Origin of the sequence: Janthinobacterium sp. NFX145 (assembly GCF_049810325.1) — a bacterium.
Lineage (GTDB): Bacteria > Pseudomonadota > Gammaproteobacteria > Burkholderiales > Burkholderiaceae_D > Janthinobacterium > Janthinobacterium rivuli.
This window is the reverse complement of record NZ_CP187360.1, coordinates 5394975-5421821: the sequence shown is the minus strand read 5'-3', so window position 1 is coordinate 5421821 and position 26847 is coordinate 5394975. Positions and strand designations below refer to the sequence as shown.

Sequence of the window (26847 nt, the reverse complement as noted above, 5' to 3'; positions counted from 1 at the left end):
TCGTTTCGACAGCCCCAGCACGTTACACCGTCTGAATGCATTGCTAGTCATAGAAAATAAATGGACCATAAAACTTCTGGGGATTGGCCACTGCCTTCCGGCGCCTGGCACGTGGATGACGAGGGCGCATGGAGCATGCAGCGCAGCGCGGACGGCCAGAACGTCTCGCCCTTGGTAAGCGATGCCGATATCGGCAAGCTGATGCTCGCGCGGCGCCTGCCCACGGCGGCCGACGCGCCCGCGCGCCAGTTCCCGCCCGAATTTGCGTTCGACCCCGCTTCGGGCGCGGCCTTGCAAGTGCCGCCCGACACGTCAATTACCCCGCCGTGGGTGCCGCCCTACGGCGCACACCCCGTCAGCGACGTGCCGCCGGCTGGCCCGTCCGGCTTGCGCCAGGCCAGCGTGCCGCTGAAACTGGCCGACCAGCGCGCCCGCGAAGAGCATGCGCAGGCCGATGCCTCGCTGCCCATGCCGCCGCCCGGCGAATACGAATTCTTTTCCGCCCAGTTCGGCACCAGCGCACCCGCGCTGCTGGCGCTCGACCCGCGCAAGGCCGTCTTGCACGCGTGGCTGCCCGCCTCGAAACGCTGGCTGGCGCTGGATCCCGACTATGGCAGCCTGCTGGCTGAATCGGATCTGGCCCACGGCGCCTGGCGCGCCGAGCTGGTGCCGGAGTTCAATAGCGTGCTGGTCTTGCCGACCAGCCATGGCCTGGCTTGCATCCGTCCCGACGTGCCTTCGCTCACCTATGTGGTCGAGCATGTGGGCGGCGCGCCGTGTGCGGCGGCGCCCGTCTGGTTCCAGAACCGCCTGTGGGCGCCGCTGCGCGACGACGACGGCCGCCTCCGCTTCGTCAATCTTGATGCCGCGCAAAAGCCGGGCAGCGACGTGCTGCTCGACGGCCTGTTTGATCTGGGCAACGTCAGCGCGCCCGTCGCCTACAACCGCATGGCCGTGTGGCCTTGCGCCAACGGCCAGCTGCGCCTGCAACTGCAGCCGGACGGCAACGTGGCCGCCTCGTTCACACCCTGGCCCGAAGGGCTGGTGCCGCATTTCGAATTCGGCAGCCCCTACGTGTCGCGCGACGGCGGCCTGTGGCAGCTGTGCTTCGAGCGCAGCCGCGGCACCTATGTTTACGTGAAACTGGGCGCGCAGTCCGAACGTGCCGACGCGCTGGCGCCGCGCCTGTGTTCGGGCAGCTTCAATTACCGCTTTGCCACCAAGCTGAAAACGGCGCCGTGGGAAGAGCCGGAACACGGCGACGATGGCGGCAAGAACCAGGCCGTCATGCCGCTGCTGGAATCAAGCGTTGGCAACAGCGTCTTTGGCGTGAAATTTGCCACCAGCGCCGGCCTGTCGAGCGTGCTGCGCTCGAACGAGCGCCTGGCCGCCCAGCTGGTGCAGGACGATGAATTGCGCGAAACCGTGTTTCATACCTTTGCCGTCGGCGAGCCGTGGCGGGTGCGCTTGTTTGTCCATGAAGGCACCTTGTGGGCGTATCACCCGCTGCTGTCGCGCATCGATGGCTGGGCCTTGCAGGCATGAAAGCGCGCGTCCTGATCGCGGCCTGTGCCGCCTTGCTCGCCTTCGCCACCGCCGGCGTGCAGGCGGCCGGCATCCAGCAAGCGTTCCTCGTGCAAAACTCGGGCTGGATGGAGCCGTTTTACACGGATGAGCATTCGCAGCTGAAAGCGCTGGTGGGCGCCGTGGCGCAGGCCGCCACGAGCCCGTCCGACAAGGTTTATACGCTGGCCTTCAGCCAGAGCAGCGGCAGCAATGTGTCGCCCGCACTGATCGGGCAGGGACAGGGCGGCGCCGGCGTGGCGGGCCAGCTGGCCAGTCTCGGCCTGGCGCGCAAGAGCGCCGGCGGCGCGCTGGCCGATACGGATTTCCAGGAAGCCGTCACCAAGACCATCACGGGCCCGTTCCAGTCCGCTTCCGGCATCGTGTGGATCTTTACCAATAACAAGAACAGCCCTAACAACGACAGCCAGACGGCCGAGCGCAACCGCGATTTTTACCGGCTGCTGCATTTGGAACCGTCGATCACCAAGACGGTGGTGTTTCCGCTGCGTATGCCCGTGCAGGGCAAGCTGTACAGCGCCAAGGGCTTGATGGTGTATGCGCTCGCGTATGGCCAGCCGGCGTCCGAGGCTTTGAGTCGCATCCTGGCGGAAGGGCGTTTGTCGCAAGTGCTGACGCGCCCGCCCGCTCGCTTGAAACCGGTGGACCAGGATGCCGTGCGCATCGTGCCCCAGTCCGTCAAGAACAGCGCCAATGTGCACGCCAGCCTGGGCCGCGACGGGCGCACCATCGTGCTCGACGTCGATGCGGCGAAGCTGGTGCCGCAAGTAGTGTTGCAGGCGTCGCTGCAAAACATGTTTTTCCCGTACGTGATCGATAGCGCCAAAGTGCACGCCAGCCTGGCTGGCCAGAACGCGCCGCTGCACGTTGCGCCGGATCAAATCCGCCAGCTGCAGCCGGGCGCCAGCCAGTCCGTGCAGGTACAGTTCGCGCTGCCGATGGCGCAGATTCCGTCGCCATGGTCGGCGCAGGCGATCGCCGCCATGGGCAAGCAGGTGATGCTGCCGATGCAGGCGCAGGTGGGCCTGTCGGAACAGCGGCTGGCGCTGGCGTCCAGTTTTGGCAAGGATTTGCAGGAACTGTTCCCCGGCGACCCGATATCCGGCATGTTTACGCCGCCCGACAGCGTGCGCGCGTCGCAGGCAACGATACCGCTGCTGGTGCGCATCCAGTATCCGCTGCTGCCCGTGCTGGTGATACTGGGCGGCGTGCTGGCGCTCGTACTGGGCTTGCTGGCGCTGGGTTTGCTTGGCACGCGCGCCACGCGCTACAAGGTGATGGCCGACGGCGTGCAGCGGCAAGTGCTGTTAAAACCATTCAAGAGCGTGCAGATCCGCGACGATGACGGCCGCGACATTGGCGAACTCAAGCGGGGGCTGGGCCAGCCGGCCGTCGTGCGCGTGGCAGAAGGCCATACCCTGAGCCTGGCCTGATCACGATTCCCTTTTAAACTATTCAAATCCACCAGAGGCATACCATGGCGCAAGAGACTCCTAAAGACAACACTGGTTTTACCCTGCCGGCCCCGGCGTCCGCGCCGCCAGCGGCGGACGCACCGGCTGCAGGTGCCGCCACCACGGCTACCACCGAACCTGCGCCCGCGCTCGATCCTGCCAGCACGACCGATACCTCGTCGCGCGACACCCTGATCGGCGGCGTCGTGCTGTTGCTGCTGTTCATCGCCTTTTTCTTTGCCAAGAATGCCTACGCGAATGGCCTCGTGGCCAAGCGCGTGCCGCCGAACAAGGCCAATGCCTCGGGCTGGTGGCTGTTCATCTTCCTGGCCAGCCTGGCGACCGGTGTCGTGCTGGCCGCCGTGAACGCGCATAAATTCCTCGCGCCACTGTTCATGGGACCGCTGGTGCTGGTGGGCCTGGTCGCCCTGTTGCTGACTTTTACTTCCAGCCGCCGTTAAGCACACGCCGTAACACGCATCATCGAAGGAATCACCATGGCAGAGAACCTGAACCAAACCATCACCGGCGGCGCCAGCGAGCGCAAGCAGGACAAGATCATCGAACTGCGCCCGACCCTGTTCATCGGCATCGGCGGCACGGGCATGCAGGTGCTGATGCGCGTGCGCCGGCGCGTCCTCAACACCCTGTGGGGCGGCGCGGGCAACCGCACGCGCATCGAGGGCTTGGCCGACTTTCCCATCGCGCAATTCATCCATTTCGACCTCGACAATGGCGCCGTGATCGAAAGCGGCGAGTCGCAGGCGAAGGACTTGCAGTTCGACCAGGTGAAGTTCACGGACGATGACAAGGTGGTCGAATCGTTCGACATGGACAAGTACAGCCGCGATGAAGATTCCCTGGAAAAATATCCGCACATCAAGGAATGGCTACCGCTGACGCCACAGCGCATCCGCGAATTGCGTTTCGACATGAGCAGCGGCGCCGGCCAGATCCGCGCCGTCTCGCGCCTGTATTTCTTCGATAAATATGCAAAAATCCGCGACAAGATCCGCTTGAAGCTGAAAGCCCTGAAGGCGGGCCTGTCGCACGAGCGCCAGCTGGCCGAGCTGGGTTTGCGCATGGAAACGAACCGTTTCCGCATCGTGATCGTCGGTTCCGTGGCCGGTGGCACGGGGTCCGGTTCCTTCCTCGACATGGGCTTGCTGGCGCGCTGGCTGGCGCGCAGCGAAGTGGGCGCGGCCGACGTGGAGCTGATGCTGTTCTTGCCGACCGGCTACACCAAGGCCAACAAGGACCGGGTCGAGGCCAACGGTTACGCGGCGCTGATGGAGCTGGAATCGGCGATGATGGGCAATAAAGGCTATGTGGGACGCTGGGATGCGTATGACCGCCCGGAGCTGACGCGCGAGCCGTACAGCGAGGTCTACCTGATCGATTCGGGTAACCTGGCCCAGCAGCACACCAAGGATGTCAGCGACGTCTACCACATGGTGGCCGACTCGCTGTTCGAGGATTTCGCTTCGGCCGACTTCGCGCGCGCCAAGCGCTCGATCGCCGTCAACCAGGCGCAGCACAAGAACTCGCTGTACAACGCGCCCGTGCCGCAAGACCGCTTCGGCGACATGCGCCTGTATTTCTCGAAGCGCTTTTCCTCGTTCGGCATGGCTGTGCTTGATACGCGCCAGGAAGCGGCGCGCGACGAGCGGGCTCACCGCTGGGCCGGCGCCATGCTGCAAGCGTTCTTCGGCGTAGGCGGCACGGATGCGGGCGCCAACCGCGCCACGGATACGCAGCGCGACAATTTCCTCGCTGCCAATATGTTCCTGAAGGGAACGCCGTTCAGCGACTTCCCCGAGTTTTCCGACAAGAGCATCGAACTGAAGCGTTCGAGCGGCGACTTCATCGATTTCCGCGTCGTCGACGAATTGCTGGAAGACCGCCACGGCCACTTGCTGGCTGGTGTGGAAAACCGCGTCAATACGCGCATCAACGATATCCGCACGGGTTTTGACCGCAGCGAGTGGCCGGCGCAGGTGCGCGACGCCATGAAGCACCTGGAACGCGACGCCGTGCGCGACCAGGATTCCACGGCCGACACGACGGAAGACCGCATCAGCAAGCGCCGCCGCGAAGTGCTGGAAGACGTCAAGAAAGTCGTGCGCGACCAGCTGTATGGCTATCTTGATAATAAGGAATTTGGCGGCCTGGAATACGTGTTGTCGCTGGTGGAACAGATCAAGGACCGCATCGAGGCGCCGGGCAGCGGCTTGACGGCGCAGATCGGCAACAATGCCGAGCGCTACCGCGAAATCAAGGAAGCCGTGCGCTCGCGCGAATACGAGCGCCTGTTGAACAACCTGGAACAGACGCGCAGCACCTTCGGTTTCCTCAGCAATGGCGAAAAGCAGGCGGGCGTCGTGATGGATCATTTGCGCACGGAAATGGCGAATGCCCTGAAATTCCATCTGCGTGCCAAGGCGGCGGACGAGTCCGTCATTTTGCTGGGCGAACTGTCGCGCTGGCTGGGCAACCGGGTCGGCGTTGATGCGCAAGGCCGCGCGCAGTGGAATGGCCTCGTGGGCGAGCTGCAAACGGGCCGCGAAGGTGTGCTGGCCATGCTGGCGGAACTCAAAACGGCCAATACCATCCTGCAAAAGGACCTGGACAAGGAACACGCGACCCTGATCGTCATTCCCGTCACGGAAAAAGACATCGCGCTGCCATCGGCGGCCACCTTGCGCCAGTGGGCCGATGAAGCGTTCAAGGACATGGGCGGCTCGAAAGCCCTGTTCCCCATGCTGGGCGAACCGGCGCAGCGGGGCTTGATCCTGGCCAAAGTCACGCGCATGGCCGAAAACATGATCGCCACCGCCGGTCTGACCGAAGGCGCGACCAGCACGCCCGACCCGCTGTTCGAAGCGCTGGAACAGATGGACGTGTCCGAACGCCTGGACCGCTTCCGCAAGCTGCTGGCCTGCTCCATGCCGTGGATCGACGCCAATATGGCGGGCGACTTCACTGTTGTGTCGGACCAGTTCAAGTGCGTGATCGGCGTGGCCAACGCGGCCGCCTTCAAAGCCAAGTTCGGTGCCGAGCTCGAATCGTGCGTGCCGACCCAGGTGGGCATCACGGTGAACCAGCTGGAAATCGTCGAGACGGGCATCCGCGGGCGCGCCGTCTGCTATTGCGAGCTGGCCGGCGTGCCGATGACGGTGCTGCGCGGCCTGGAAGGCTGGCGCACCAGTTACCGCAAGGAAGGTGACAACGACAAGGCACCGACCCACACGCACATCGATCCGACGCAATTCACGCACCCGATCGCGCCGAACACGGACGAGATGAAGCGCCTGGCGGAAGATTTTGGTGAGTTCCTGCAAGCGATCATGCTGGGCGTGCTGACGCGCCACACGGGCCGCGTCGTGCCGCCGGGCCAGTACCAGTTTGCCGTCGAGCCGGGTGACTTGCGCCGCATCGGCAATGAACGGGCCATCCGCCAGAACGGCATGCCCGCCTCGTACGAGAAAAATATCGCGCTGCGCATCGAGGAAAAATTGACGGCGCTTGACGCCGTGCAGACAGCGGCCATGGCCGCGCTGGCAAAATACTATGAACGCACCGTATATGCGCCCAAGCTGGTGGCGCAAGCCGACGGCTCACAACTGCCGTACGTCGGTTTTGGCAGCGCCATTTCCGCCGAAGTGGGCGCGCGCCTGCGCGAGTCGGCGCGCCGCAAGGGCATGGCCAGCGACGAGCTCGACCGCACGGTGCAAGCCTTGCTGGGCCGCCTGAAGGAATGGGCGAATGTCATCGGCGACTCCGACAGCGACGCCTACGACTGGGAAGTGCGCGAGCCGGAAGCGGACGGGCAGCCGCGGTTAAAGTATGCGATCAAGGGGGAAATGCTGGAAGCGGGGCGCCTCGAGCAATTGCTGCGCCCGGCCGGCGCGGCCGCTGCCCCGGCGGCGGCCGTGTTCGGCATGGCACCGCCACCATTGGGCGGCATGCCGCCGCCGCTGGTGGAATACCAGTATTTCCTGGGCATCAATGGCCAGCAGCAGGGACCGTTCACGGCCCAGCAGATCGTGCAATACGTACAGGCGGGGCAGGTCGCACCAGGCGCCACCAAGGTGTGGCGCGCCGGCTTGCCGGCCTGGGCCGATCTGGCCCAGTTCCCGGAACTGGCGCCCCTGTTCCTCAGCGCGCCGCCACCGTTGATGCCGCCGCCCCTGTGAACGCTGGAATGACGTTGGAATGAAGGATTAGTTTTGGATATCTGTAACAAATGCAAGACGGGCCTGTGGACCGTTGTCAGCCATTGCCCGTACTGCGGTCACGCGATGGCGGGCGTGGCCCGGCCAGCCGCGGCCGTGCCGCCGCCGCTGCCTGTGCCAGCACTGCCGGTAGCGCCCAAGCCGCCGCCCGTGCCGGTGACACCGGCCCCTGCGCCGAAAGCGCCACCGAAGCAGGCTACCGTGCCGCCGCCGGCGCCAGCGAAACAGGCCCAGCCGGCCCAGCCGAAAGCCGTGCCCAAGCCCGCGCCGGCAGCGCCACCGGCATCAACCGAACGGTCATCGCCGCCGCGCAAGTGGCTGCGCTGGCTCGGTGGCATCGCCGTGCTGGCCTTGGTGATCGTCTACATGAACGGCAAGCCGGGTGGCAAGAATGAGTCGGCTTGCAACGACGCCATCGACAGCGGCTTGAAGCTGGTGGCGGATGGCAGCCTGGACGGCGCCCGCCAGAAGCTGGCGACGGCGAAGAATGTATGTACGGGCAAGTCCAGCGCCAAGGCCGACGATTTGCAGGCGGCCATCGGCAAGGCCGGTGCCGCGTCCAGCGGTTGCCAGCGCGGTGTGCGTTCCATCGAGCGCGCCATCGACGGCCATCAATTGCAAAGCGCGGCCAAGGGCATCGCCGCGCTCGACATCGATTGCGCGGGCGCATCGAGCGTCGACTCCTTGCGCAAGCAGCTGGCGCGCCAGCAGGCGGCAGCCGCGTCCGTGCTGGTGGGCGTGCGCCAGGCGCTCGATGGCAAGGACGCGACGGCGGCAAGAAATGGCATCGCCAGGCTGGAAGCCATCGACCGCGAAGCGGTGGAATTGCCGCAGTTGAAGGCAGACGTGCTGGCGCTGTCGGCGCCCGCGACACCCGTTCCAGCCCCGGCCCCCGTGTTGGCGCCGGCACAGCAGGAACCTGCGCCCGCGCACGCGGTCGAACGTTCAGCGGTGGCCGAACGCCGTCCGCTGGAAACGTCGCCCGTCGATAGCGGCGCGGCCATGCGCAACGAGATGGCGCAATCGTTCTTGCGCGATGCCGAGCGCTCTTTGCTGGAAGGCAAGTTCGATGCGGCCAAGACGTATCTGGAAAGCGCGCGCCGCGTCGATCCGGGCAATGCGCGCATCGACAATCTGTCGCGCCGCATCCGCGAGCGCGAACGGCAAGTGCTGCAGACGGAAACAACGATCAATTAGCAATCCTGGGAGTCAACATGCTGAATCACACCACTGTGCGCGCGGCTGCCGCGCTGACCATCGCGGCCATGCTGGCCGGCTGCGCCACGGCGCCGATGAGCCCGAACGGCGTGCGCCAGGACGGTTCCTATCCGCAAGGTGGAAGCCAGGCGGCAACGGACGATGACCCGTGCAGCATGGGCGCGACGGCCGCCGCCGGCGCAGCCGTGGGGGCATTGCTGGGCGCGCTGGCGGGCGGCAAGAATGCTGCGCTGAAGGGCGCGGCCATCGGCGGGGGACTGGCGGCGGCCGGTTGTCTGGCCATCAATGTCAATTCGCGCCAGACCAAGACGGCGGCGCAGGCGGACCGCGACTACATCCGCACGCGCGGCGCGCTGCCGCGCGAGCCGCAAGTGGTGTCGTACACGCCGCAGCTGAGCGCGTCGACCGTCAAGCGCGGCCAGCCGTTCAAGGTCAATTCGGTGGTGGAGCTGGTCAACGGCAGCGCGCAAAGCGTCACCGACGTGCGCGAAGAGCTGGTGGTGCTCGACCCGCAAGGCCAGCCATTCAAGTCCGGCTCGAAGGCCTTGGCCAGCAACAACAAGTCGGGCGGGCGCTTTGAAAACTCGTTCCAGCTGACCTTTCCGGAAGGCGTATCGCAAGGCGTGTATGGCGTCAGGACGAATCTGTACGTGAACGGCAAGCTGGCCGCCACGCGCGACTTGCGCACGCAGCTGGTGATGTTGGATGCGGATACGGGCGTTGACGCGCAGCTGGCGCTGCGCTGATCGCCGTATGCAAACGAGTAGGTCGGATTAGCGGGGTAAAGCCCCGCGTAATCCGACAACACCACTAACGCCAACAATGTTGTCGGATTACGGCCCCTTGGGCCTAATCCGACCTACGCGCCACCGGCGTAGCCGTGCTGGCGCCAGGCCTCGTAGACGACCACGGCCACCGTATTCGATAAATTCAAACTGCGGTTGTCCGGTCGCATCGGCAGGCGGATGCGTTGCTCGGCGGGAAAACCGTCGCGCAGGGCCGGGTCCAGGCCTTTCGTTTCCGAGCCGAACACGAATACGTCGCCCGGCAGGAAGGCCACGTCGCCGAACGGGCGCGAGCCGCGCGTCGTCATGGCGAACATGCGGGCCGGGTCGGGCTGGGTGTCGGCCAGGAACGCATCCCAGTTCTTGTGCACCTTCATCTTGGCGTAATCGTGGTAATCGAGGCCGGCGCGCTTCATCTTGGCATCGTCGAGCGGAAAGCCCAGCGGTTCGACCAGATGCAGCTGCGCGCCCGTGTTCGCGCACAGGCGGATGACGTTGCCCGTGTTGGGCGGGATTTCAGGTTCTACCAAAACAACGTGAAACAAAATGCTCTCCTCATATATATAACTAATTCAATGCGGCGGCGTGCGCGCTACCACCAGTATGCTGACCCTGGCCGCGCCTGCGCTCTTGCAGGCGGTGGCCAGGGCGTTGACGGTATGGCCGCTGCTCATCACGTCGTCGACGATGCCCACATGACACCCGTGCAATGACGGCGCGTGTTCCGGCGCGATGGCGAACGCGTGCGCCAGGTTGGCTTGCCGTTCCTGCGGCGCCACGCCGCTTTGCGCCCGGGTGTCGCGCACGCGCAGCGCCAGGCGGGGCTGTAAAGGGACGTCCAGCAGGCGCGCCAGCGGACGGGCGATTTCCAGCGCCTGGTTAAAGCCCCGTTCGGCCAGCCGGGCCGGACCCAGCGGCACGGGACATAGCAGTTGCGGCGCCTCCCAAGCGGGTTGTTGCTGAGTGGCAACATACAGCAGCTCTGCCAACAGGGGCGCCAGCGCCAGGCGCGCGCCGAATTTCAGTTGCAGCAGCAACTGGTCGACGGGCGCCGCATAGTCAAACGCCGTGACGGTGGCGTCATACGCGGGGCGCTGGCGCAGACAGCGTCCGCACAGCGTTGCCACATCGTCGAGCGGATTGGCGCACTGGCGGCAGCGGGGGCGCAGTTGTCCGCCTCCTTGCCCCAGATATTGCGCGCGGCAGGGCGGGCACAGCACTTGCGGGCAGCCGATGCCGCACAGAACGCACTGGGCCGGCAGCACCGTGGCGCCCAGCCACAGCCGCAGCGACTGCCAGGCGGCATCAAGACGGTGCCGGGTGGCCGTCCGCATCGCGATGGCGTCGTTCCATGTACACTGCCGACATTATCTCACCTCACCGGTTTCAACATGCCTGTTCCCGCCAATCCACCCAAAATGAGTGCGCCCATCGATGCGGTGCAAGTACGCGATTTCTTTTCCCGTCCCGCGCGCGTCGCGCCATCGGACTTCCTGCGCCGCGAAGTGTCGGCACGCATGCACGAGCGCCTGGAGCTGGTGAAAATCACGCCGCACCGTGTGCTGGACGCCGGCTGCGGTCCGGGCGCGGATCTGGCGCAGTTGCAAAAGGATTATCCCGCCGCGCAGATTATCGGTCTCGATGCAGCGCAAGCGATGATGCAGGCGGCGCGCGCGCCCGCGTCGAAACTGGCCAGTTTGAACCAGTTCCTCAGCAAACTGCTGCCGGCCAAGGCGGGCGTGGATTTGCTGTGCGGCGACCTGGGCGACTTGCCGCTGGCGCAGGGCAGCATCGACCTCGTGTGGTCGAATCTGGCGCTGCACTGGCATGCGCAACCCGACCGTGTGTTTGCCGAATGGCGGCGCGCGCTGCGTCTCGATGGCTTGCTGATGTTTTCCTGTTTCGGTCCCGACACCTTCCGCGAAGTGCGCGATGCCTTTGCCGAGGCCGATTTATATCCGCATGCCTTGCCTTTTGTCGACATGCACGACTTTGGCGACATGCTGGTCGAGACGGGTTTTTCCACCCCCGTGCTGGATATGGAGATCATCACCGTCACCTACGACACGGCGGAAAAACTGCTGGCGGACGTGCGCGCCTTTGGCGGCAACCCGCTGACCACGCGCCGGCGCGGCCTGATGGGCAAGGCGGCCTGGCAGCGTATGCTGGCCGCGCTGGAAAAGACGCGCCGTCCCGACGGCAAGCTGGGCCTGAGTTTCGAGGTGATCTATGGCCACGCCTTCCGTCCAGCGCCGCGCGTGACGCGCAATGGCGAGGCGATCATCCGCTTTGATTTGCCGCGCAAACCCAAATAAAAGCGCAAAGAAACCGACACTTGGTCGCCATCCGCGCGTTAATGTTGCAGCAAGCGTTGCAAAGCGCGCGGCGGCCAGCAGAAGGGCATGCACAAAGCCGATTATTGCTTGATGGATTCAAGTTTACTTGATTATAATCGTTGATTGTTTGTCAGCTTAATAAGTGTAAAAAACAAGGGCTGCATACAAAATAAAAAAAACAAAGCGAGACGAATTCGAAGTTACTGCATTAGTATAGTAACCATCTTCCACACGAGGCCATTTCGATGTGAGGAAGAAAAACAGGGTTCCAGCATGGTTGTCCGTCAGCGTTTTGGCGTCGGCGGCCAGCATGGAATTCGCTGGTGCTTGACGCACATGGCCGCATTCTGGCCGTGTTGCTTTCATGGAGGAGCGGCAGCGGTCCAGTACGGAGAAGTCCGCAGCCGTTTAAAATATCATTATTTTTTGGGTGGTTGGGGAAAACATGACACATGCAAAGCGACTTCAATCGTTGCTGCTCGGGCTGTCTTTGACAGCGTTTGGCATCGGGCGATGGGCCACGGCGGCACCGGCTGCCGGCACCTATCCCGGCACCGGCGGTCCCGTGCCGTTCGAAATGAATCTGCAACCGCCGGCGACACAGATCGCCCATGAAATCTACGATTTGCACACCCTGATGATGATCATCTGCCTGGTGATCTTCGTGGCCGTGTTCGGCGTCATGTTCTATTCCATCTTCAAGCACCGCAAGTCCCTGGGCCACAAGCCGGCCACTTTCCACGAAAGCACCACCGTCGAGATCGCCTGGACCGTCGTGCCTTTCCTGATCGTCATCGGCATGGCCCTGCCTGCCACGCGCACCGTCGTCGGCATGAAAGATACCTCGAACGCCGACATCACCATCAAGGCCACCGGCATGCAGTGGAAATGGGGCTATGACTACCTGAAAGGCGAGGGCGAAGGCATTTCCTTCCTTTCCAACCTGGCCACGCCGCGCTCGCAAGTGGGCGCGCCAGGCGTGCCGCCGACGGAAAAACGCGGCGAAAACTACCTGATCGAAGTCGACAACGAAGTCGTGGTGCCGGTCAACAAGAAGATCCGCGTGGTACTGACGGCCAACGACGTCATCCACGCCTGGTCCGTGCCCGCCTTCGGCGTCAAGCAGGATGCGATTCCCGGCTTCGTGCGCGACACCTGGTTCAAGGCCGACCATATCGGCACCTTCCGCGGCAATTGCGCCGAGCTGTGCGGCAAGGAACATGCATTCATGCCCATCGTCGTCAAGGTCGTGTCCAACGAAGATTACAAGGCCTGGGTTGATGTAAAACAAAAGGAAATGGCGGCATTGGCTGATGATCCAAGCAAGGTGTGGACCATCGATGAATTGAAGGTCAAGGGCGAGAAAGTGTATGCGGCCAACTGCGTGGTCTGCCACCAGGCGACGGGCAAGGGCGTGCCAGGTGCGTTCGCGCCGCTGGACGGTTCGGCCGTGGTGAACGGTCCGAAAGCGGAGCAGATCCACGTCTTGCTGAACGGGCAAAAGAGCGGCAAGTATCCCGCTGAAATGCCAGCCTGGAAACAGCTGTCCGACACGGAAATTGCCGCAGTGATCACTTACACGCGCAATTCCTGGTCGAACAAGGCCGCAGAGAACATCGTTCAACCAGCCGAAATCGTGGCTGCACGCAAGTAATTAGGAGCCGTATATGAGTACTAGCACGAGCACTAGCACCTTGGATCACGCCGGTCACGATCACGACCATGCCCACGACCACCCGACTGGCTACCGCCGCTGGCTGTTTGCCACCAACCACAAGGATATCGGTACCTTGTACCTGTGGTTCTCGTTCATCATGCTGCTGTCGGGCGGCGTGCTGGCCCTGATGATCCGTACGGAACTGTTTCACCCAGGCTTGCAATTCTTTCACCCGGAATTTTTCAATCAACTGACCACCATGCACGGCCTGGTGATGGTGTTTGGCGCCATCATGCCGGCCTTCGTCGGCTACGCCAACTGGATGATTCCGCTGCAAGTGGGCGCGTCCGACATGGCCTTTGCCCGCATGAACAACTTCTCGTTCTGGCTGCTGCCACCGGCCGCGATCTTGCTGGCCACGTCCTTCCTCGTGCCGGGCGGCGCCACGGCTGCCGGCTGGACCCTGTATGCGCCGCTGTCGACGCAGATGGGCCCTGGCATGGACATGGCGATTTTCGCCATGCACCTGATGGGCGCCTCGTCCATCATGGGCTCGATCAACATCATCGTCACCATCCTGAACATGCGCGCACCGGGCATGACCCTGATGAAAATGCCGATGTTCTGCTGGACCTGGCTCATTACCGCGTATCTGCTGATCGCCGTCATGCCCGTGCTGGCCGGCGCCATCACCATGACCCTGACGGACCGCCATTTCGGCACCTCCTTCTTTAACGCGGCAGGCGGCGGCGACCCCGTCATGTACCAGCACATCTTCTGGTTCTTCGGCCATCCCGAGGTCTACATCATGATTCTGCCGGCTTTCGGCATCGTCTCGCAGATCCTGCCCGCGTTTGCCCGCAAACCGCTGTTCGGCTACGCCTCGATGGTCTACGCCACGGCTTCCATCGCGATTCTGTCCTTCATCGTCTGGGCGCACCACATGTTTACCACCGGCATGCCGGTGACCAGCCAGCTGTTCTTCATGTACGCGACCATGCTGATCGCCGTGCCGACGGGCGTGAAAGTGTTCAACTGGATCGCCACGATGTGGAAGGGTTCCATGACGTTCGAGACGCCGATGCTGTTCTCGGTCGGCTTCATTTTTGTCTTTACCATGGGCGGCTTCACGGGCCTGATCCTGGCCGTCACGCCGATCGACATCCAGCTGCAGGATACCTATTATGTGGTGGCGCATTTCCACTACGTGCTGGTGGCCGGTTCGCTGTTCGCCCTGTTCGCCGGCTTCTACTACTGGTCGCCGAAATGGACGGGCCACATGTACAACGAGACGCGCGGCAAGATCCACTTCTGGCTGTCGCTGATCACGTTCAACGTGACCTTCTTCCCGATGCACTTCCTGGGCCTGGCCGGCATGCCGCGCCGCTACGCCGACTATCCGGCGCAGTTCACGGACTTCAACATGATTGCATCGATCGGCGGCTTCGGCTTTGGCCTGATGCAGGTGTACTTCCTGTTCTTCGTGGTCTTGCCGACCATCCGCGGCGGCAAGGCTGCGCCAGCGAAACCATGGGAAGGCGCGGAAGGCCTGGAATGGACCGTGCCGAGCCCGGCGCCTTTCCACACGTTTGAAACGCCGCCGACAGTGAAATAATGGGTATCCCGGGCCGGCGTGTTGCGCGGCCCGTCTTGAATAAAGTGCCTGTCATGACCGAAGTGAAAACTGAGCGTAAAAAACCGAACAACCTGCGTACCGGGCTGATACTGGGGGCCCTGGCGGCCTTCTTCTTCCTGTCCGTGTTCGTCAAGCGCATGTGGCTCTGACGTGACGACGCCCCACCAACAGGAAACACGCGGCCTGAACCGCAAGATGCTGGGCAAGCTGCTCGTCATTGCCGTGCTGATGTTCGGCTTCGGCTATGCCCTGATTCCCGTCTACAAGCAGATTTGCGAAGTGATGGGCATTAACGTGCTGACGCAAAAAGATGGCACGGTGGCCTACGACAACAATACGCAGGTCGACACGACGCGCAGCATCACCGTCGAGTTCGACGGCAATGCGCAGGGACCATGGCGCTTCCGCCCGACCGTCTCGAGCATGCAGGTGCATCCGGGCGAACTGGTGACCGTCATGTATGAAGTGGTCAACACGCAAAACCGCGTCGTCAATGCGCAAGCCATTCCCAGCTACGCGCCGCAGAGCGCCACGCCGCATTTCAAGAAGGTCGAGTGCTTCTGCTTCAAGCAGCAGACCTTGAAACCGAAGGAAGCGCGGCAGATGCCGGTGGTGTTTTTTCTCGATCCGGCCCTGCCGAAAGAGGTGAAAACCATCACCCTGTCGTACACGTTTTTCGAGATCGCCGGTCTGAGCCAGGCTCAGACGCCGGCCGTCCAATAGGAGAGTGGCATGGGCGAATCCAAGCAGCCTGAAAAAGCGTCGTTCCTGTATTCGCTGCGGGCCGTCGTGTGGTCGTTCACGGGCTTGCGCCGCAAGAGCGATTTCGACACGGATTCGGCCAAGCTCAATCCCGTGCACATCGTCATCGCCGGCTTCCTGGTGGTGGCTTGCCTGATCGGCATCCTGATTTCAATTGTTAAATTCGTCGTTTTATAAATTATAAAAAACCACCCTACAAGTTTTTGAGGAGATGATGATGAGTTCCAACCACGCCGCCGTACCTTATTATTTTGTGCCCGGCCCGTCGCGCTGGCCCATGCTGGGCGGCGCCAGCCTGCTGCTGACCATGATCGGCGCTTCGGCCTGGGTCAACGACGTCTCCTGGGGCCCGTACCTGAACTACATCGGCCTGGCCGGCATCCTGCTGGTGCTGTATTTCTGGTTCGGCGACGCCATCAGCGAATCGGAGCAGGGCCTGTACAGCGAGCGCATCGACCACTCCTTCCGCTGGAGCATGAGCTGGTTCATCTTTTCGGAAGTCATGTTCTTCGCCGCCTTCTTCGGCGCCCTGTTCTATGCGCGCAGCATCTCGATGCCATGGCTGGCTGACCTCGACCACAAGGTGATCTGGCCCGATTTCGCCGCCCACTGGGGCAATACGGGTCCCGCCGGCACGGTGCAGGAATTCACCACCATGACGCCGTTCTGGATTCCGACCATCAATACGGCCTTGCTGCTGCTGTCGGGCGTCACCCTGACCATCTCGCACCACGCGCTGCGCGCCGGCCACCGCGGCATGACGGCCCTGTTCCTGTTCGCCACGATCTTGCTGGGCGCCATCTTCATGGGCTTCCAGGTCTACGAATACATGCACGCCTACAGCGAACTGAATTTGAAATTGACGTCGGGTATTTACGGCGCCACCTTCTTCATGCTGACGGGCTTCCACGGCTTCCACGTGACCCTGGGCGCCATCATGCTGTCCGTCATCCTGTACCGCGTGCTGAAAGGCCACTTTACGCCGGAGCACCACTTCGGCTTCGAAGGCGCCGCCTGGTACTGGCACTTTGTCGACGTCGTCTGGCTGGGCCTGTACGTGGTCGTGTATTGGTTATAATGGCGGGGCAGGGCGCGCGCGGTTGAAGGCGCGCCGGCACCATAAAAAAAGCCGTACCGGGAGATCCTGGGTACGGCTTTTTTCTTAGTGTGAAGAATTTGCCAATCAGGCAATGTCGGGTCTTAATGAATTCCCGTCGGCTGGATATAGCCGAGCTTGTGCGCCAGCAGGATCAGCAAAAACAGGGTGATCGACAAGCCCACGCGCAGGGCCAGCGCCTGCACGGTGCGGTTGCTCTTGCCCTTGTCGCGCATGAGGAAGAACAGGGCCGAGCCCAGGCTGCCCAGGATCAGGATGAAGGCAATGGCAACGAGGATTTTCATGGATGGTAGCGCCAGGCTTGAGGAGGTTTCATTGTAATGCGTATCCGCTTCCATTTTAGATGGATTCCATTTGTTGTAATGCTGCTACTGGTGGCGCTGGGCGTGTCGCTGGCGCAATGGCAGCAGCGCCGTGGCGACGAGAAAGTCGCCCGCGCCGCCCGGCTGGAAGCGGGCAACCTGGCCGCTCCGCTAGCATTGACGGCCGCGCCCATGCTGCCGAGCGATGCGCAAGCGATCGAGTACCGCCGCGTCACCGTGACGGGCCGCTTTGTGCCCGCCTGGACGGTGTACCTGGACAACCGCCCTTACAAGGGCCAGGCCGGCTTTCACGTGCTCACGCCATTCCAGATCGACGGTTCGGCCATGCACGTGCTGGTGGCGCAGGGCTGGCTGCCGCGCAACAATGCCGAGCGCACTCACATTCCCGATTACCCGACACAGGCCGGCACCCTCACCATTAGCGGCATCGCGCGCCTGAACGCGGGTCATGTGATGGAACTGGGCACGGCACCGGCCCTGGCGCCGCACGCCATCGTGCAAAATGCTGACATTGCCCAGCTGGCACAGGCCAGTGGCCTGGCCTTGCAACCATTCATTCTCGAACAAACAGTTGATTCGACAGCAACGGCGCCAGCGTCCGGCCAGCTTCCCGTGCGCGACTGGCCGGCGCCGGACTTGGGCGCCGACAAGCACCGCGGCTATGCATTCCAGTGGTACGCACTGGCACTGATGGCTTTTCTATTTTTTGTCTTTACAGGATTTCGACGTGCAAACAAACAACCCTGACGCAACGCAAGACAGCAGCAATAAACAGGCACAAAATACGGGACGCTGGAAACTGCTGGCCGTCGTGGCCGTGTGCGCGTTTCCCATCATCGCCTCGTATTTCACGTATTACATCATCAAGCCCACTGGCCGCAACAATTACGGCGCCCTGATCGACCCGCGTTTGCATCCGATACCCGAAGAACAATTGCACGTGACGGAACTCGATGGCAAGGCGTCGCCGCTGGCGCAATTCAAGGGCAAGTGGGTGCTGCTGCAGACAGGGCCATCCGATTGCCAGGAAGCATGCAAGAAGCAATTGTTTGACATGCAACAACTGCGTCTCATGCAGGGCAAGGAGCGCGAACGCCTGGAAAGAGTCTGGCTGGTGACGGATGCCCAGCCGCTCGACACCCTGGTGATGCGCGAATTCGATGGCACCAGCATGCTGCGCGTCAATAGCGACGCCTTGAAAGCGTGGCTGCCCGTGGAGCCGGGCGGCAAGACCAGCGACCATTTCTACCTGATCGATCCGCTGGGCAATCTGATGATGCGCTTCCCGAAAGACGCGGACCCGAACAAGATCAAGAAAGACATCGCCAAGCTGCTCAAAGCTTCGGCGATCGGTTGAGGAGTCTGCATGCCGACGATGCATCTCTCCGCGCTGGCCCAGCTGGGCTTGACGGGTCTGCTGGTGGCGCTGCTGCCGCTGACCATGGTCTGGGTGTCCGCGGACGCCAATAAATACCGCAAGCTCGTGTGGATCGCCGTCTTTTTGACGGTCGACCTGATCATGTTTGGTGGCTTTACGCGCCTGTCCGATTCCGGCCTCGGTTGCCCGGACTGGCCCGGCTGCTATGGCTCGGCCAATCCTTTCCTCGCGCACGAGCACATCGTCGCGGCGGAAACCCTGATGCCGACGGGCCCCGTGACGGTAGTGAAAGCATGGATCGAAATGACGCACCGCTACCTGGCCATGGCCATCGGCGTCTTGATCGTGGCGATGATGGTGCAGGCGTGGCGCCAGTGGAGGAAAAGCAAACGCGAGGAATTCGCCCCGGCGCTGCCGACGGCGCTGTTTCTGTTCGTCTGTCTGCAGGGTGCGTTCGGCGCCTGGACGGTCACCCTGAAACTGCAGCCGGTGATCGTCACCATCCACTTGTTGCTGGGCATGGGCTTGCTGGCCATGCTGACGTGGCTGGGCGGGCGCCAGGACCATGCCGTCAAACCCGTGCTGCGCGCCGATGCGGAAGAGTCCGTGCTGCGCCCCGTGCGCGCGCTGGCCATCTTTTCGCTCGTGCTGTTGACCGTGCAGATCGCGCTGGGCGGCTGGGTGAGTACCAACTACGCCACCCTGGCTTGCACGGATTTCCCCCTGTGCGGCGGCAAGGTGATTCCGGAGATGGATTTCGAGCATGGTTTCCATCTGTGGCGCGAGCTGGGCAAGACGGCCGCCGGCCATTACCTGCCGTTTTCCGCGCTGACGGCCATCCACTGGGTGCACCGCAATTTCGCCTTCATCGTGGTGGCCGGCATCGCCTATACCGTGTTTCGCGCATGGAAGCTGCCGTCCTTGCGCAGCACGGCCCGCTGGGTGGCGCTGGTGCTGGCCTTGCAGGTGGCCACGGGCCTGGCGACGATTTACCTGAGCTGGCCCTTGTCGATTGCCGTCATGCATAACGGCGGGGCGGCGCTGCTCGTGTTATTGCTGACCATGTTAAACTACAAGGCTAAATTCCAACTCGATGTAGCGCGCAATGTTAAGCGCGCTTGCGCCTCCGCGCCAGTGCCCTCGGCACAAGCCAGTTCTTCCCGTACCGCATAAATGACTACTCAGACCATCAGCCGTAAACCATCCCCCCGCATCGCCCAGTATTGGGCGCTGACCAAGCCCCGCGTGACGCAACTGGCCGTGTTTTGCGCCGTCATCGGCATGTTCCTGGCCAGTGAGGAGTTGCCTGACTGGCACGCGGTGGTGTTCGGCACCATCGGCATCTGGCTGCTGGCCGGCGCCGCGTTTGCCGTCAATTGCCTGGCCGAGCGCGAGATCGATGCACGCATGGCCCGCACGGCGCGCCGCCCGATGGCCATGGGCGACATCACCGTCAAGCAGACGGTGGTGTTCGCGCTGGTGATCGGCGGCCTGGGCATGGCGATTCTGTATCACCTCGTCAATCCGCTGACCATGTGGCTGACCTTTGTCACCTTTGTCGGCTATGCCCTGATCTACACCATGGTGCTCAAACCCGCTACGCCGCAAAACATCGTCATCGGCGGCCTGTCCGGCGCCATGCCGCCCGCGCTGGGCTGGGCTGCCGTCGCCAACGACGTGCCGATGCAGGCGTGGCTGCTGGTGCTGATCATTTTTGTCTGGACGCCGCCGCATTTCTGGGCCCTGGCCATGTACCGCCGCGATGATTACGCGCGCTCGGGCTTGCCCATGCTGCCCGTCACGCACGGCATGCAATTCACGCAATTTCACGTCTGGCTGTACTCGATCGCGCTGGCCGCCACCACCTTGCTGCCGTACGCCGTGCGCATGAGCGGCCTGATCTACCTGGCGTCGGCCGTGGTGCTCAACGCCGGCTTCCTGTATTACGCGTGGAAGATGTACCGCCACTACACGGACCTGATCGCGCGCAAAGCCTTTACGTTTTCCATCATCTACCTGGCATTGCTGTTCGCGGCTTTGCTGGTCGACCATTACATTCCTCTCGGCACATGAAAAAAACCCTGACTCTGTTGTTGGCGGCCGCGCTGGTCGCCGTCCTGGCCGGCTGCGGCAAGCCTGCCGCACCGAAGCTGGCCTTCAAGAACACGGACGTGACGGGCCTCGGCTACGCGCGCGAGTTCGCGCTGACGGACCACACGGGCCATCCGCGCACCCTGGCCGACTACAAGGGCAAGCTGGTGCTGGTGTTCTTCGGCTACACGCAATGCCCGGACGTGTGTCCCACCACCATGGCCGACATGGCCCAGGTGATGCAGGAAATGGGTCCGCAGGCGGAGCAGGTGCAAGTGCTGTTCGTCACCGTCGACCCCGAGCGCGACACGCAGCAATTGCTGGCGCAGTATGTGCCGGCCTTCGACAAGCGTTTCGTCGGCCTGTATGGCGACGCGGCCGCGACAGCCAAGGTGGCCAAGGAATTCAAGGTGTATTACGCCAAGGTCGAGGGCGAGACGGACAGCAGCTACACGGTCGACCACACGGCCGGCACTTATGTCTTTGACCGCGAAGGCAAGATCCGCCTGTTCGTGCGCCACGGCGAAAAGCCTGCCGCCATCGCGCACGATCTTAAACTTCTGCTATCCTGACCCGGTCGCGCCTCAGGGCGCCATCTTCAGGATATGCAGTACATGGACAAACGTTTCGAGCCGCACGCCCGCCTGGCAGCCATCATCTTTCTGTTGATCGGCTGCTTTTTCGTCTTGCGGCCCTTCCTCGCCGCCATGCTGTTTGCCGCCTGCGTGGGCATTTCCAGCTGGCCTTTGTACATCCTCCTGCTGGACCGCCTGAAAGGCCGGCGCAACTGGGCGGCCGCCATCATGACCCTGTCGCTGCTGCTCGTCATCGTGCTGCCACTGGCGCTCGTCACCTACAACCTGGCCGACAATGTGTCGCGCATCTATGAACAGTTGCGCGCGGCGCTGGAATCGGGCGGCCTGCATCCGCCGGCCTGGCTGGCCAGCATTCCCGTGGTGGGCGAAACCATCGCCGGCTATGTGGAACGCCTGCTCGCCGACCGCGAGGAATTACTCAATTTAGGCAAGACCATGCTGGAACCGGCGCGCCACTTCCTCGCCTCGGGCGGCATCCTGCTGGGCACGGGCCTGGCGCAGACCAGCCTGGCCGTGTTCGTTAGCTTCTTCCTCTACCGCGATGGCCAGCAACTGAGCCGCGCCCTGATGACGGGCGCCGGCCGCATCATCGGCGACAGTGCGCCTGGCGTGGGCCTGACCATCAGCCGCACCGTGCGCGGCGTCATGTACGGCTTGCTGGGCACGGCGCTGGCGCAGGCGCTGGTGGCCGTGGTGGGTTTTCTGATTGCCGGCGTGCCGGCCGTGGCGCTCTTGGGCGTGGCCACCTTCATCTTTTCGCTGATTCCTGTCGGGCCGCCCTTGATCTGGGGCGGCGCCGCCATCTGGCTGTTTACCGACGGCCAGACGGGCTGGGGCATTTTCATGCTGGTGTGGGGCGCGCTGCTGATCAGCGGCGTGGATAACGTGGTGAAACCCATGCTGATCAGCCGCGGCAGCAGCCTGCCTTTTTTGCTGGTGCTGCTCGGCGTGCTGGGCGGTGTGCTGGCCTTCGGCTTCGTCGGCATCTTTATCGGTCCGACCCTGCTGGCGGTGCTGTACAGCTTGCTGCAAACGTGGACGGTGGGAGAGACCACCGTGCCACAGGGAAAAGATACGATTACCTTGAAAAAAGATTAATCGCGTAAGTCCGCATCGAGGTCGCGTTCCTGTTTCGGGATCACCTTGATCAGCACGATGCGGGGCCCGTTCATCTTCTTGACGACGATGTCGAAGTCGACAAAGGTGATGCGCTGGCCCTGCTTCGGAATGTCACCGAGCTTGACCATGATCAAGCCGCCCACCGATTCCACGTCATCCAGGCCCAGTTCCTCGTTTTCGATATCGATGCCGAGGATGCGTTCGAGCGAGAAGATGGGCAGGCTGGCCTTGCCGATCAGGGTGCCGTCGCTTTGCTTGAGCCAGTCGTTTTCATTGCGGCGGAATTCGTCGCGGATTTCACCGACCATGGCGCCAAGCAAGTTATCCAGGGTAATGAACCCCAGCGGGCGCTTGCCCTTTTCGCCGATCAGCGCGAAGTGCGGCGCGCCGTCACGGAAGCGGCGGAACAGTTCCAATGCCGGCGTACGCGCGGAAATGATGTCGACGGGACGCAAAAACGGCGTGAGCGAGGCGATCGGTTTGCCCGCCTGCTGGGCAAAGAACAGGTCTTTCAAGTGCACCACGCCCAGCACATCGTCTTCATTCATGTCGAAATACGGATAGCGGCTGAAGCGGTTGCGCAGCACCGTGTCGAGATTTTCTTCCAGCGTGTTCGAGGCGTGCAGGGCGATCACTTCATTGATCGGGCGCATCAGGTCCGACACCGTCATCTGCTCGAAATCAAGCGACTGCGCCAGGATGTTGCGCTCGTCGCGCGTAAACTTTTCGCCCGGCTGGCTGGTGCGCAGGATCAGTTTCAGTTCTTCGGACGAATAATGGACATCGTGGCCGCCCTTGCCGGACAGGCCCGCCATGCGCAGCACCCAGTTGGCGCTGGCGTTGAGCAGGTAGATGGCCGGGTACATGGCCCAGTAAAAGCCGTACAGGGGAATCGCGCTCCACAGGCCGACGGCTTCCGGGTTGCGGATGGCCATCGATTTGGGCGCCAGTTCACCCACGACGATGTGCAGGAAGGAAATCACGCTGAAGGCGACGACGAAGGAGACGCCATGGATCAGCTCTTGTGAGGTGACGCCGATGGCGCCGAACAGCGGTTCCAGCAGGCCGGCAAACGCCGGCTCGCCGACCCAGCCCAGGCCCAGCGACGCCAGAGTGATGCCCAGCTGGCAGGCGGACAGGTAGGCGTCCAGCTGGCCATGCACCTTGGCCAGGATGCGGCCCCGCAGCCCTTGTGTCTTGGCGATGGCGCGGATGCGTGTGCGCCGCAAGGTGACGATGCCAAACTCGGCGGCAACAAAAAAACCGTTCAGCGCGACCAGGAAGAGGGCGAGCAGGACTAGCAAGACATTGTGCATGGGGGCGCAGAAGATGGGCTGGTAAAACGACATCTTAAACGACGAAGGGCGCAGTATGCTAATTTCCGGCAAATCGGCCCTGCGGTTTTACACGATGCTGCGGCGTGTGGCGTCCACCAGCGGCGCGGCGCCCTGTTCGCCCAGCGTCTGCAACAAGTCCTCGAAGTCGTGCGCGCGGCCATGCGCCAGCTCGGCGGCGCTGAGGCCGATAATCTGCAGGAAAGCAAATTTTCCCGAGACCAATTGGTATTCTTTCGGGTAATGTTCGCTTGGCACCATGATGATGGCGCTCAGCGCGGACTGCTGGCCATCGATGGGGCCGCCAACGGACATGCGGTCCCAGGCGTCCAGCGGTTCCTGGTCGCCGAAGCGGCCAGCCGCCAGCAGCATCTGGTAAGCGGCGAACCTGCGCACCAGCGCCAGCGCCCATGGCGACTGTTGCGGGCATTCCAGCAGCAGTTCGCGGCCCAGTCCCGTCCACTCCTCATCCTCATCCGGTTCGTCGTCCCATGGATTGGACAAGCCCGACGACACGTAGGCCCAATGCGGCCGCGCGGGTGTCGGCGGGCATTCGAACACGCCGATATGCAGCCAGCGCGGATCGACTTGCGTGCAGTTGAACAGATCTTCAAACAGGGACATGCTGAGCGGATAGATGCCCGGACCCAGGTCCCCGAACAGGGTTTTGTAGAGTGTTTCTTCGCGCTGGGCCCAGGCTGTTTCCAGAAGGCTGCTTGCGGCGCCGTCATTGGCAAGATTGGTCATGTCGGTACACTGAAATGGATGAGCATTTGAGTATAAAACATGCAACTTTATGACGGCGTACGCTTGGACTGGCCGATGCGCCGGCCTCAGGCCGCCACCTTGGCGGGGGCCGCTTGTGGCCCGCCGCGCATGGCAAAGACCATGACGGCCGAGACGATGGCGGGGATGGCGACGACGAGGAAAATCGTGCTGTTGGGCCAGTTCAGGCGGATCAGCTCGCCACCGAGCACGGGGCCGATGATGGAGCCGATGCGCCCGATGCCCAGGCTCCAGCCGATGCCCGTCGAGCGCAGGGTGGTCGGATAGTAGCTGGCCGCCAGGGCGTTGACGGCTGGCTGGCCGCCCACCACGCAAAAACCGGCGATGAAGATCGTGATGAAGAGGAAGGCCAGCGACACGTCCGGACGGCCGATCAGGGCAATGGCGACTGCGGCAACGAGGAAGCACGGCAGCAGGATGCGGCGGAAGCTGGAGCGGTCGATCAGCTGGCCCATGACGAGGGTACCGATGGTGCCGCCTACCTGCAGGGCCGTGCCGGCCAGCACGGCGTTCGCCGTCGACAAGCCCGCTTCCCTGGCGATCGTTGGCAGCCAGTTCGACAGGAAATACAGGTTCAGCAAGTTCATGAAGTTGATGACCCACAACAAAATCGTCATCTTGGCGCGGCCGCCCGTAAACAATTGCAGCACGGGCGCACCCTTGTGTTCCTTCTCATGCACGACGTATTGCGTGTCGGCCGTGATGGTCACCGTCGGGTCGATGCGTTTCAGCCATTTGGCGACTTTATCGAGCTTGCGCTTCTTGAGCACCAGGAACTGCATCGATTCCGGCAGCAGGAAGAACATCAGCACGCCGATCACCAGCGGCACCACGCCGCCCACGTAAAACACGGATTGCCAGCCGAAGGCGGGAATCAGCGCGGCGGATAATAATCCGCCCAGCACGGCGCCCAGGGTAAAGCCGCACGAGACCAGCATCATCAGGGTGACTTTCTTGCGCAGGGGGCTGTATTCGCCGGCCAGCGCCATGGCGTTCGGCATTATGGCACCGAGGCCCAGACCCGTGATGAAACGGATCAGCTGCAATTGCTCGATATTCGTTGCCAGCGGCGTGACCAGCATGCACAGCGAAAAGAAGATGGTCGAGCCGATCAGCACGGGACGGCGGCCGAACTTGTCGGCCGTGATGCTGAAGACGAGCGAGCCGACCAGCATGCCCAGCAGGCCCGCGCCAAACACGGGGCCCAGGTTGGCCTTGCTGACATGCCAGTCGGCGATGATGGCCGGTGCCACATAACCCATGGCCTGCACGTCGAAGCCATCCATGATGACGCACAGCCCGCACAGGATCAGCATGCCGATCTGGAAGGAGCCGATCTTGTTGTTATTGATGAGATCGGGAATATCGATCGTCTTGCCTGCCGTGGACATGGTGCCGCTCCTGTTTTTTTATGGTGATCGCGCCCTTCCAGCGAGGGAAAGGCGCGTGTTTGTCTCAGGCTTCATTACAATCGCTTTTGATTGATTATTCAAACGTTATTTTCGAATGGATTTATCAGATTTCCTTGTGAATCTTCGGGGAAGCCTGGATGGCCGCCAGGATCACGTCGAGCGCCGGGTGCATGATCTTGCGCTCGTTGGAAATGACGTAAAACTGCTCGCGCAGGGAAGAGGCGTCACCGACCAGCACGGCGCCGAATTGTTCCTCGATGTCGGCCGCCAGGCTGGCCGAGGCGAAGAACAGGCCCAGGCCCTTGCGGCCGAAGGCGTTGAGCATGGCGTTGTCCTCGAATTCACCGACCACGTCGGGCCGCACGCCTTGCTGCACCATCCATTCGTCGATGCGCCCGCGCAAGGCATTGTTGCGCGCGGGGAGCAGAAACGGCGCGCCGTGCAGGCTGTGCGGGAAATTCTCGCGGTATTGTTCCGCCAGCGCGGGAATGCCGAACAGCTTCATGGCGCTCTCGCCCCACAGGTGGCTGGAGACGCGCAGGCTGGCGCCGGCTGGCACGGCCCGGTCTGTCAGCACCAGGTCCAGCTTGTGCAGGGCCAGGTCGGCCAGCAGGGATTCGAACTCGTCTTCCAGGCAGACGAGCTTGACGGGCTTGTCCAGGCTGCGCGTGGCGTCGAGCATGCGGTAGGCCATCAGTTTCGGCAAGGAATCGGAAATGCCCACCGTCAGGCGCATCTTTTCCGCGTCCGTGTCGGCCAGCGCTTCCTGCATCTGTTCGCCCAGCAAGAAAATCTGGTCCGCGTAGCCGAGCGCCAGCCGGCCCGCTTCCGTCGGCACCAGACGCCGTCCCTGTGGCTGCAGCAGGGACTTGCCCAGTTCCTTTTCCAGCAGGGCCAGCTGGGTGCTGATGGTTTGCACGGCCAGTCCCAGCCGTTCGGCCGCGCGCGTCACGCCGCCTTCCTTGGCGACGACCCAAAAGAAGTACAAATGGCGGTAATTGAAACCCGTGGTTTTCATCGCTGC

At 62.8% G+C, this 26847-nt stretch carries 26 protein-coding genes; 19 read left to right on the top strand and 7 right to left on the bottom strand.

From position 1 onward, the window contains the following. The first annotated feature begins 60 nt into the window (after positions 1–60). The 6 genes from ACPJXG_RS24230 to ACPJXG_RS24205 are packed head-to-tail and all read left to right on the top strand — an operon-like array spanning position 61 to position 9237. Positions 61–1545, top strand: a complete 1485-nt coding sequence (locus tag ACPJXG_RS24230; RefSeq protein ID WP_425252567.1) for a hypothetical protein — start codon at positions 61–63, stop codon at positions 1543–1545. Beyond that, positions 1542–3017, top strand: a complete 1476-nt coding sequence (locus tag ACPJXG_RS24225; protein WP_425252566.1) for a hypothetical protein — start codon at positions 1542–1544, stop codon at positions 3015–3017. Before ACPJXG_RS24230 ends, ACPJXG_RS24225 begins: the two co-directional genes overlap by 4 nt. A 44-nt stretch (positions 3018–3061) precedes the next feature. Beyond that, a complete protein-coding gene (locus tag ACPJXG_RS24220) occupies positions 3062–3499 on the top strand; it encodes a hypothetical protein (RefSeq protein WP_176388082.1) in 438 nt (145 codons plus the stop codon). Between the two features lie 36 nt (positions 3500–3535). Further along, positions 3536–7234 carry a tubulin-like doman-containing protein gene (locus ACPJXG_RS24215; RefSeq protein ID WP_425252565.1) on the top strand — a complete coding sequence of 1233 codons (3699 nt, stop codon included), beginning with the start codon at positions 3536–3538 and terminating at the stop codon, positions 7232–7234. A gap of 33 nt (positions 7235–7267) precedes the next feature. Next, positions 7268–8470, top strand: a complete 1203-nt coding sequence (locus ACPJXG_RS24210; RefSeq protein WP_425252564.1) for a hypothetical protein — start codon at positions 7268–7270, stop codon at positions 8468–8470. A gap of 17 nt (positions 8471–8487) precedes the next feature. Then, on the top strand, positions 8488–9237 hold the full coding sequence (locus tag ACPJXG_RS24205; RefSeq protein ID WP_219311787.1) for a hypothetical protein: 750 nt from the start codon (positions 8488–8490) through the stop codon (positions 9235–9237). A gap of 113 nt (positions 9238–9350) precedes the next feature. Here the strand turns inward: ACPJXG_RS24205 and trmL are convergent, their stop codons facing one another. Beyond that, on the bottom strand, positions 9351–9821 hold the full coding sequence (gene trmL / locus ACPJXG_RS24200; protein ID WP_035824729.1) for a tRNA (uridine(34)/cytosine(34)/5-carboxymethylaminomethyluridine(34)-2'-O)-methyltransferase TrmL: 471 nt from the start codon (positions 9819–9821) through the stop codon (positions 9351–9353). A gap of 27 nt (positions 9822–9848) precedes the next feature. Then, positions 9849–10610, bottom strand: a complete 762-nt coding sequence (locus tag ACPJXG_RS24195) for a phosphoribosyltransferase family protein (protein ID WP_425252563.1) — start codon at positions 10608–10610, stop codon at positions 9849–9851. An 84-nt stretch (positions 10611–10694) separates the two neighbouring features. Between ACPJXG_RS24195 and ACPJXG_RS24190 the strand changes: the two genes are divergently transcribed. The 7 genes from ACPJXG_RS24190 to ACPJXG_RS24160 all read left to right on the top strand — a co-directional run bounded on the left by ACPJXG_RS24190 (position 10695) and on the right by ACPJXG_RS24160 (position 16745). Next, positions 10695–11591 (top strand): methyltransferase domain-containing protein, encoded by an 897-nt coding sequence (locus tag ACPJXG_RS24190; protein WP_046683389.1) that lies wholly within the window; start codon positions 10695–10697, stop codon positions 11589–11591. A 466-nt stretch (positions 11592–12057) separates the two neighbouring features. After that, a complete protein-coding gene (gene coxB, locus ACPJXG_RS24185) occupies positions 12058–13266 on the top strand; it encodes a cytochrome c oxidase subunit II (RefSeq protein ID WP_035824734.1) in 1209 nt (402 codons plus the stop codon). Positions 13267–13279: 13 nt separating this feature from the next. Continuing rightward, positions 13280–14884, top strand: a complete 1605-nt coding sequence (ctaD, locus tag ACPJXG_RS24180) for a cytochrome c oxidase subunit I (RefSeq protein ID WP_034784874.1) — start codon at positions 13280–13282, stop codon at positions 14882–14884. 53 nt (positions 14885–14937) lie between these two features. Continuing rightward, entirely contained in the window at positions 14938–15054 is a 117-nt protein-coding gene (locus ACPJXG_RS24175) for a cytochrome oxidase small assembly protein (protein WP_216350353.1), read from the top strand. A 1-nt stretch (position 15055) separates the two neighbouring features. Next, on the top strand, positions 15056–15628 hold the full coding sequence (locus ACPJXG_RS24170) for a cytochrome c oxidase assembly protein (protein ID WP_099409817.1): 573 nt from the start codon (positions 15056–15058) through the stop codon (positions 15626–15628). 9 nt (positions 15629–15637) lie between these two features. Continuing rightward, positions 15638–15844, top strand: coding sequence for a DUF2970 domain-containing protein (locus tag ACPJXG_RS24165; RefSeq protein WP_034749002.1), 207 nt, complete (start codon positions 15638–15640; stop codon positions 15842–15844). Positions 15845–15884: 40 nt separating this feature from the next. After that, positions 15885–16745 carry a cytochrome c oxidase subunit 3 gene (locus tag ACPJXG_RS24160; RefSeq protein ID WP_099403386.1) on the top strand — a complete coding sequence of 287 codons (861 nt, stop codon included), beginning with the start codon at positions 15885–15887 and terminating at the stop codon, positions 16743–16745. A gap of 122 nt (positions 16746–16867) precedes the next feature. Here ACPJXG_RS24160 and ACPJXG_RS24155 read toward each other — a convergent pair whose 3' ends face one another. Next, positions 16868–17068 carry a twin transmembrane helix small protein gene (locus tag ACPJXG_RS24155; RefSeq protein ID WP_034748996.1) on the bottom strand — a complete coding sequence of 67 codons (201 nt, stop codon included), beginning with the start codon at positions 17066–17068 and terminating at the stop codon, positions 16868–16870. A gap of 78 nt (positions 17069–17146) precedes the next feature. Here ACPJXG_RS24155 and ACPJXG_RS24150 point away from each other — a divergent pair, with 78 nt between their 5' ends. The 6 genes from ACPJXG_RS24150 to ACPJXG_RS24125 are packed head-to-tail and all read left to right on the top strand — an operon-like array spanning position 17147 to position 22270. Further along, complete coding sequence (locus ACPJXG_RS24150; protein WP_425252562.1) at positions 17147–17854, top strand: SURF1 family protein; 708 nt, start codon at positions 17147–17149, stop codon at positions 17852–17854. Then, positions 17835–18464: an SCO family protein gene (locus ACPJXG_RS24145; protein ID WP_425252561.1), complete on the top strand. Its 630-nt coding sequence runs from the start codon at positions 17835–17837 to the stop codon at positions 18462–18464. The genes ACPJXG_RS24150 and ACPJXG_RS24145 overlap by 20 nt, the downstream gene beginning before the upstream one ends. An 18-nt stretch (positions 18465–18482) precedes the next feature. Then, positions 18483–19658 (top strand): COX15/CtaA family protein, encoded by a 1176-nt coding sequence (locus ACPJXG_RS24140; RefSeq protein ID WP_425254789.1) that lies wholly within the window; start codon positions 18483–18485, stop codon positions 19656–19658. After that, positions 19659–20558: a heme o synthase gene (gene cyoE / locus ACPJXG_RS24135; protein ID WP_035824745.1), complete on the top strand. Its 900-nt coding sequence runs from the start codon at positions 19659–19661 to the stop codon at positions 20556–20558. It begins immediately after the preceding gene. Then, positions 20555–21148, top strand: a complete 594-nt coding sequence (locus tag ACPJXG_RS24130; RefSeq protein ID WP_035824747.1) for an SCO family protein — start codon at positions 20555–20557, stop codon at positions 21146–21148. Before cyoE ends, ACPJXG_RS24130 begins: the two co-directional genes overlap by 4 nt. 42 nt (positions 21149–21190) lie before the next feature. Continuing rightward, entirely contained in the window at positions 21191–22270 is a 1080-nt protein-coding gene (locus ACPJXG_RS24125; RefSeq protein WP_099403384.1) for an AI-2E family transporter, read from the top strand. Here the strand turns inward: ACPJXG_RS24125 and ACPJXG_RS24120 are convergent. From ACPJXG_RS24120 to nhaR, 4 genes are all read right to left on the bottom strand, one after another. Then, positions 22267–23607: a hemolysin family protein gene (locus ACPJXG_RS24120; RefSeq protein WP_425252560.1), complete on the bottom strand. Its 1341-nt coding sequence runs from the start codon at positions 23605–23607 to the stop codon at positions 22267–22269. The genes ACPJXG_RS24125 and ACPJXG_RS24120 overlap by 4 nt on opposite strands. 87 nt (positions 23608–23694) lie before the next feature. Beyond that, positions 23695–24372 (bottom strand): suppressor of fused domain protein, encoded by a 678-nt coding sequence (locus ACPJXG_RS24115; RefSeq protein ID WP_425252559.1) that lies wholly within the window; start codon positions 24370–24372, stop codon positions 23695–23697. Positions 24373–24458: 86 nt separating this feature from the next. Further along, positions 24459–25802, bottom strand: a complete 1344-nt coding sequence (locus tag ACPJXG_RS24110; protein ID WP_425252558.1) for an MFS transporter — start codon at positions 25800–25802, stop codon at positions 24459–24461. Positions 25803–25926: 124 nt separating this feature from the next. Further along, positions 25927–26841 carry a transcriptional activator NhaR gene (nhaR, locus tag ACPJXG_RS24105; protein ID WP_099379743.1) on the bottom strand — a complete coding sequence of 305 codons (915 nt, stop codon included), beginning with the start codon at positions 26839–26841 and terminating at the stop codon, positions 25927–25929. Between the last annotated feature and the right edge of the window lie 6 nt (positions 26842–26847).